General features: G+C 64.6%; 5 protein-coding genes. All 5 read right to left on the bottom strand.

Translation table 11 applies throughout. From position 1 onward, the window contains the following. Window positions 1-567 (bottom strand): carboxylating nicotinate-nucleotide diphosphorylase (nadC, locus tag H5T65_03375; GenBank protein ID MBC7258265.1); only part of this gene is annotated, 567 nt, incomplete at its 3' end. A gap of 330 nt (window positions 568-897) precedes the next feature. Continuing rightward, on the bottom strand, window positions 898-2,190 hold the full coding sequence (locus H5T65_03370; GenBank protein MBC7258264.1) for a diphosphate--fructose-6-phosphate 1-phosphotransferase: 1,293 nt from the start codon (window positions 2,188-2,190) through the stop codon (window positions 898-900). A gap of 20 nt (window positions 2,191-2,210) precedes the next feature. Beyond that, a complete protein-coding gene (gene gndA, locus H5T65_03365) occupies window positions 2,211-3,629 on the bottom strand; it encodes an NADP-dependent phosphogluconate dehydrogenase (GenBank protein ID MBC7258263.1) in 1,419 nt (472 codons plus the stop codon). Window positions 3,630-3,639: 10 nt separating this feature from the next. Beyond that, on the bottom strand, window positions 3,640-4,902 hold the full coding sequence (locus tag H5T65_03360) for a DUF2088 domain-containing protein (protein ID MBC7258262.1): 1,263 nt from the start codon (window positions 4,900-4,902) through the stop codon (window positions 3,640-3,642). A gap of 299 nt (window positions 4,903-5,201) precedes the next feature. Beyond that, a complete protein-coding gene (locus H5T65_03355) occupies window positions 5,202-6,098 on the bottom strand; it encodes a hypothetical protein (GenBank protein ID MBC7258261.1) in 897 nt (298 codons plus the stop codon). Between the last annotated feature and the right edge of the window lie 8 nt (window positions 6,099-6,106).

Below are 6,106 nucleotides of genomic sequence, written 5' to 3'. Positions count from 1 at the left end.
GGGGATGCGCTCGCGAACCCTCTTGACCGCCTGGGTGATGCCTCCGGCGGCGGCGATGTGGTTGTCTTTGATGAGGACCATGTCGTACAGGCCGGTGCGGTGATTCTGCGCGCCGCCTAGCCGCACGGCCCATTTGTCCAGCAGGCGCAGGCCCGGACAGGTCTTGCGGGTATCCAGGATAACGGCACGGGTGCCGCTGACGGCATCCACGAATCGGCGGGTGTCGGTGGCAATGCCCGACATGCGCTGCAGGAAGTTGAGGGCGGTGCGCTCGGCGGTGAGGATGCTGCGGGCCGGGCCGGAAACCCGGGCGACGACCGTGCCCCGCGTTACGCGGTCGCCGTCGTTGGACAGGGGCGTGAACTGGATGGCGGGGTCAACAGTGGCGAAGACCAGCGAGGCGACCTCCAGGCCGGCGATGACGCCAACTTGTTTGACGAGGAGGTCACCCTGCAGATGCAGGTCCGCGGGAATAGTCCACTCGCTGGTGATGTCGCCGGAGCCGATGTCTTCGGCCAAGGCACGCGAGACGATTTCCAACACCTGAAGTCGCGTTGCAGTGTCCATAGGACTCCTTGTACGGTATGCCTCCGCTATTATATCACAGGGCGCGCCAGGCGGCGAAAGGGCCGCGTTGCGGGATTAGGTTCCGTCCTGTATTGGCGACCGAGGTGCGTCGCACCTGTGCCCCTGGCGCGACCAACAAACTTTGGGACCGAGACCATCGCGGGGCGCGACGCGCCTAGTCGGTTGCCGCGTGTGCCCGCGCGGGGGTACCCCTCACATCCCTGCGGGGATACCCCTCACATCCCTGGCATTGGACGAGCAAAGCCCCTTCGGGGCTGACGCGCAGGCCACAGGGCTTCGCCTTTCAGCCGATGCTTCAGGGTCGCGCGGTTACTTGCGGTACGCCTGCGGCACGTACTCGGGCAGGCGCTTGGGCGCCATGACGCGGCGGATTCGGGCGAACCGCTGGATGCCGCCGACCAGCGGAACCGTCGGCCAGTCCTCGCCGATGAGCGGGCGGGCGTAGCGCACGAAGTCGTCGGTAACGTCCACCTTGCTGGGCGCAAGCCAGGCCGCGGGGAACTTGCGCTCCGAATTGGCGACCAGGTCCAGCGGCACCTTGTCGTAGTACACGCTGTACACAGGGCCAGGCCTGCGCAGGATAGTGGCCATGTATCCCGTGCCCTCTTGGGCCGCCACGAGCACGGCATGGCGCCCCACGCCGTAGGCTTCGTCCAGGTCCACTACCGACGCATAGACCATGTTGTGGCGCTGGTCTGTGCCGGGGACGTTGCCGCGGGCCGCGCCGCGCGCCCGCAGGCCGACCTTGTTCAGGTAGTTGACCACGATCTGCTCCACCGACATCTCAGACGATGAGAAACTGATGTGGCCGAACGAATCTTTCACGGCTCCGATGTCGCCCACGTCCAAACCCTCGCTGACGACCACCAGCGCCCGCCCACGCTCGCGCAGGAGGTCATTGACGCGGTCCGCCAATTCCTCCAGGGTCAGCCCTGCCTCGGGCATGTAGATTTGGAGCGGCATTTCCCTATCGGGGTCGGCGAGGCGGGCGGCGGCAGAGATAAACCCGATCTTGCGCCCCATGGCCTGGAGCACGAGGACCGGGTCGGATGGAGACGAGCCCTCGTTCTCTTCGTTGGCGCACTGCACCATGAGCGCCCAGTAACGCGCCACGCTGCCGTAGCCCGGCGTGTGGTCTATGAGTTTGAACTCGCTGTCGCCAACGTCGTTGTCAATGGTCTTGGGGACGCCCGTCGCCACGAGTTCCAGGCCACGCTGGGCGGCGAGTTGCGAGACCTTGTGGGCGGTGTCCATGGAGTCGTTGCCGCCGATGTAGAAGAAGTAGCCCACGTCATGTGCGCGGAACACGTCTATGATGCGCGCGTAGTCTTCGGTCTGCGAGGCTTTGAGTTTGTAGCGGCACGTGCCGATGGCGCCGGCAGCAGGGGTCGTGCGGAGCAGGGCGATTTCCTCGCGGGGCTGGGCGGTGAGGTCTATGAGTTCTTCCTTCAGGACGCCCTCAATGCCGTGCAGCGCCGCGTACACGGTGCCAAAGGTATCCGGCATCTCCATGCAGGTTTCCACAATGCCGCGCAGGGAATTGTTGATAACGGGCGATGGCCCGCCCGACTGGGCAACGACGACATTTCGCGGTTTGCGCATAGGACGCCCCCTCCGTGTCGTTACGGCTCCAGCCACTCGGTGTGGAAGATGCCAGGCTTGTCAATCCGCTTGTACGTGTGGGCGCCGAAGTAGTCGCGCTGCGCCTGTAGGAGGTTCGCCGGCAGGCGCTCGCTGCGGTAGGCGTCAAAGTAGGCCAGCGAGACGCTCATGGCGGCGCAGGGGATGCCCATCTCCACCGCCGTCTGGATCACGCGGCGCCATGACTCCTGGCGGCTTTCCACCGCGTCCTTGAACTCGGCGTCCAGCAGAAGGTTGGGCAGGTCGGGGTCGCGGGTGAAGGCCTCGCGGATGCGCCCCAGCAGTTTGGCGCGGATGATGCAGCCGCCACGCCAAATGCGCGCCAGTTCTGCCAGGCGCAGATTGTACCCGTATTCCCGCGATGCCGCGCGGAGCAAGGCCATGCCCTGAGCATAGGCGCATATCTTAGAGGCGTACAGGGCGCGGCGCACGTCCTGGACAAACGCGGCCCGGTCGCCGCGGAACGCAGGCCGTGGGCCCGACAGTACCCTAGAAGCGACGACGCGCTCGCTCTTGTAGGCGGACAGCAAACGGCCCTCCACCGCGCTGTTGATGGTGGGGGTAGGGACACCCAAATCCAGGGCGTTCTGGGATGTCCATTTGCCGGTGCCCTTCTGCTCGGCCTCGTCCAGGATGACTTCTACCAGCGGCTTGCCGGTTTCCGGGTCCACCTTGCCGAAGATGTTAGCGGTGATTTCAATCAAGTAGGATGAGAGTTCCTCCTTGTTCCACTCGGCGAAGATGTCGCGGAGTTCGGCCGCCGAAAGGCCCAGGCCGCGATGGAGAATGTCGTAGGCTTCGCTGATGAGTTGCATGTCGGCGTATTCAATGCCGTTGTGCACCATTTTGACGTAGTGGCCGGCGCCGCGCGGGCCGATGTAGGAGACGCATGGGTCGCCGTCCACCTTGGCGGCGATGGACTGGAACATTGCCTCTACCAGGGCGTAGGCTTCGGGCTGGCCGCCGGGCATGATGCTGGGGCCTTTCAGCGCGCCTTCTTCGCCGCCGGAGATGCCCGTGCCGATGTACAGCAGGCCCGCCTCCGCCATCTGGGCAGAGCGGCGCTCGGTGTCCTGGAAGAACGAGTTGCCGCCGTCTATCAGCAGGTCGCCCTTATTCAGAAGCGGAGCGACTTGCTGGATGATTTCGTCCACAGGCTTGCCGGCCTTGACCATGAGCAGGATTCGCCGCGGGCGCTCCAGGGCCTGCACGAATTCCTTCAGGGTGTACGTGGGCACGATGCGCTTGCCGGCGGCGCGGGCCTCGGCGAATTCGCGCGTGCGCTCGGCCGTGCGGTTGTACACCGCAACGGAGTAGCCGTGGCTTTCCATGTTCAGCGCGAGGTTCTGGCCCATGACGGCCAGTCCGATTACTCCAAATTGACACTTGGATTCCGACATCGTTCCCTCCTCACTTGCGCTTGGTCTCGTGTTTCAGGCGGTACAGGGTCTCGCCTGCCTTGTGCACGACGAGGATGCCTTCGTCTTCCCGCCCTTCCCATTCGGGTATGTGGATGCTGGCGGGGTCCATGTAGCCGAGGTTGACTTTGCGGCACCGTTCTTCGGGGATGCCAGTGGCCAGCGTTACCTGGATTCGCGGGCGCTCCACGCCGTTCTCGTAGGTGCCAATGCCTCGGAGGTGGGTGGAATGGGCCAGGACGCCCCATGGATAGCCCTTGAACCGATCCCACTGCTTGGTGAAGTAGTCCCGCACGTGGTAGCCGATTTCGTCCAGGATTCTGCCGTGGGTGTAGGAGATTTCGCGGATGTGGGGTGCGTAGATGATGACCTCGCCGTCGTCGGCGATGATGGGCTCGGTCTTGTACATCCCCTTGGCCGCGGTCCAGAGGTCGTCGTACATGGGCGGGATGATGGAGAGGACGCGCCTGTAGGGCCGGTCCGCGTAGGTTATGTGCAGTTGGGCGGAGAGTTCGGCGGCGGCCCGCTGGGACTCTTCGGGCGCACCGAAAGACACGCCTGCGACATCGCTGCCATGTACCACGATGCTGAAGCAGAACTTGGGGATGGGGATCATAGACGCGGCACGGTCAATGACCCTGCGCACGGGGGTATCTTCCCGCCCGATGATCTCCATGCTGGTAATCAGCGCGCCAAGCCAGTGGGAGAAATTGATGACGCTGGGGCCGCCGATGCCTGGGAAGAAGTACTTGTTCCCGCCGGAGAAGCCGACGACCTCGTGCGGGAAGACCGGCCCGCAGATGATAAGGACGTCGTAGTTGAAGATTATCTTATTCAGCGCGACGTCCACATCCTGTACCAACATGCCTTCGGTGATGGCGGCGATTTCCGATGCCGGTATCACCCCTAGCGTGGCGAAGGTGCCCGGCAGATCCCAACGGTGGTTGTAAATGTTCACGTTCGGGAACTGCCGGACGCGCTCTTTGGTGGACACGCCGACGAGTTGGGCGATGCCGGCGTCGGAGAGCGGCTGGTGGGTGCCCAGGGCGACGAGGTAGTCCAGTTGCCGCACGCGGCTTCCGATGGCGTCGTAGATGAGGCGGAAAAACAGCGGGATGGGCGCGGTGCGGGTGGTATCGGGGATGATGACCAGGACGCGCCGGCCATCTACTGGGTTTTGCGCGAACGCCTCGGCGATGAGGTCTCGTATCTCCGCGTCGGTCAGCGGGCGATCCAGGGAGTGCCTTGCAATCATACGGGCCTCCGTTTACGGCACATGATGACGCACACGTTTGCATTATGCACCGCATTGGCGCGGTTGTCAAGAAGAGGGTGTGGGATTTGGAGCACGAAATGCGCGAAAGGGGTCGGAGCACGAAATGCGCGAAAGGGCACGAAAGGCGCGAAGGGGCGGCGACACGCGCGCCCGCCCGACGCTGAAGCATCGGCCTGAAGGGGCGAAGCCCTGCGGGCTGGGGTACCCTCGCGCGGGCGGCCTCCCTCACCCTAGCCCTCTCCCGGCGGGAGAGGGAGTGACGCGCGGCGAGGGCCAGCCTACGTGTCGGGGTTGGTGTACGAGCGACGGATGAGGTCCTGCACGTCCTGGATCGTGCGATCAAAGGCACCTTCTTTTTCCAATTTCAGGCTCGTTACGGCGGCGGCCCAGATGAGGGCGTCGCGCGGCGAGGCCGAGAGGCGGCGGCTCAGGTAGGCCCCGGTGCAGGTGTCGCCGCGCCCGCTCCGGCCCCGCACGGTCGCAGTAACGAAGGGCGCTTCGTGGAGTTCGCCCTCTGCGAACAGAACGATGCCGCCGCCGTGGGTGATGGTGACCTCGCGCGGCCCCCAAGAGGCCAGGATGAGCGCGGCCTGCCGTGGGTCTGCCTCCCCGGTCAGCCTTTCGGCCTCAACGGAATCGGCTTTCAGAAAATCCACCAGGGGCAGGATTCCCTCCTTGCCGGGCCAGTTGTCGTAAACGAGTACGCCGTTCTGGTTCACGCGCACGTAGCCTTGCGCGTCCAGTGAAATCTTGCTGCCCTTGCGTTGGAGGGCCTGGATGACCTCCACGGGGACTTCGCCGCGCATGGATGCCCCGACGTGGAAGATGCGTGCGTCCACGCTCGCTGTATCTTCAGGAGCGAAGGGACCGGCGGAACTCGTGGTGTAGATTGTGCGAGTGTCCAGGTCGCCGGTCGGGTAAACCAGGCTCAGGCAGGTGGACCGGGGCGTGAAGATGGGAATGACGGTTACGCCCAGGCGCGTCAGGGGCGCGTAGGAATCGCTGTCGTGCTCCGCCAGGCGGGTGATGACCGCGACCCGCAGGCCCATCCTCGCGGCCACGCTTGCGCCGAAGAAGTACGCGCCGCCGTGTTGGGTATGCTGCCGGTCCGGGTACACGATGGTGTCTTTGGTGTAGTGGCCGATAAAGGCGATGTCAAAGGTGTTGCCGGACATGACCGCGT

Source organism: Chloroflexota bacterium (assembly GCA_014360805.1).
Taxonomy (GTDB): Bacteria; Chloroflexota; Anaerolineae; order DTLA01; family DTLA01; genus DTLA01.
Note: the sequence above shows the minus strand (reverse complement) of the source record. Positions and strands in the feature narration are given on the sequence as shown.

What these genes read in the sequence shown, in the direction of transcription:
- H5T65_03355 (MBC7258261.1), bottom strand. Translation starts at nt 6,098, where the DNA reads ATGTCCGGCAACACCTTTGACATCGCCTTTATCGGCCACTACACCAAA.
- gndA (MBC7258263.1), bottom strand. Translation starts at nt 3,629, where the DNA reads ATGTCGGAATCCAAGTGTCAATTTGGAGTAATCGGACTGGCCGTCATG.
- H5T65_03370 (MBC7258264.1), bottom strand. Translation starts at nt 2,190, where the DNA reads ATGCGCAAACCGCGAAATGTCGTCGTTGCCCAGTCGGGCGGGCCATCG.
- H5T65_03360 (MBC7258262.1), bottom strand. Translation starts at nt 4,902, where the DNA reads ATGATTGCAAGGCACTCCCTGGATCGCCCGCTGACCGACGCGGAGATA.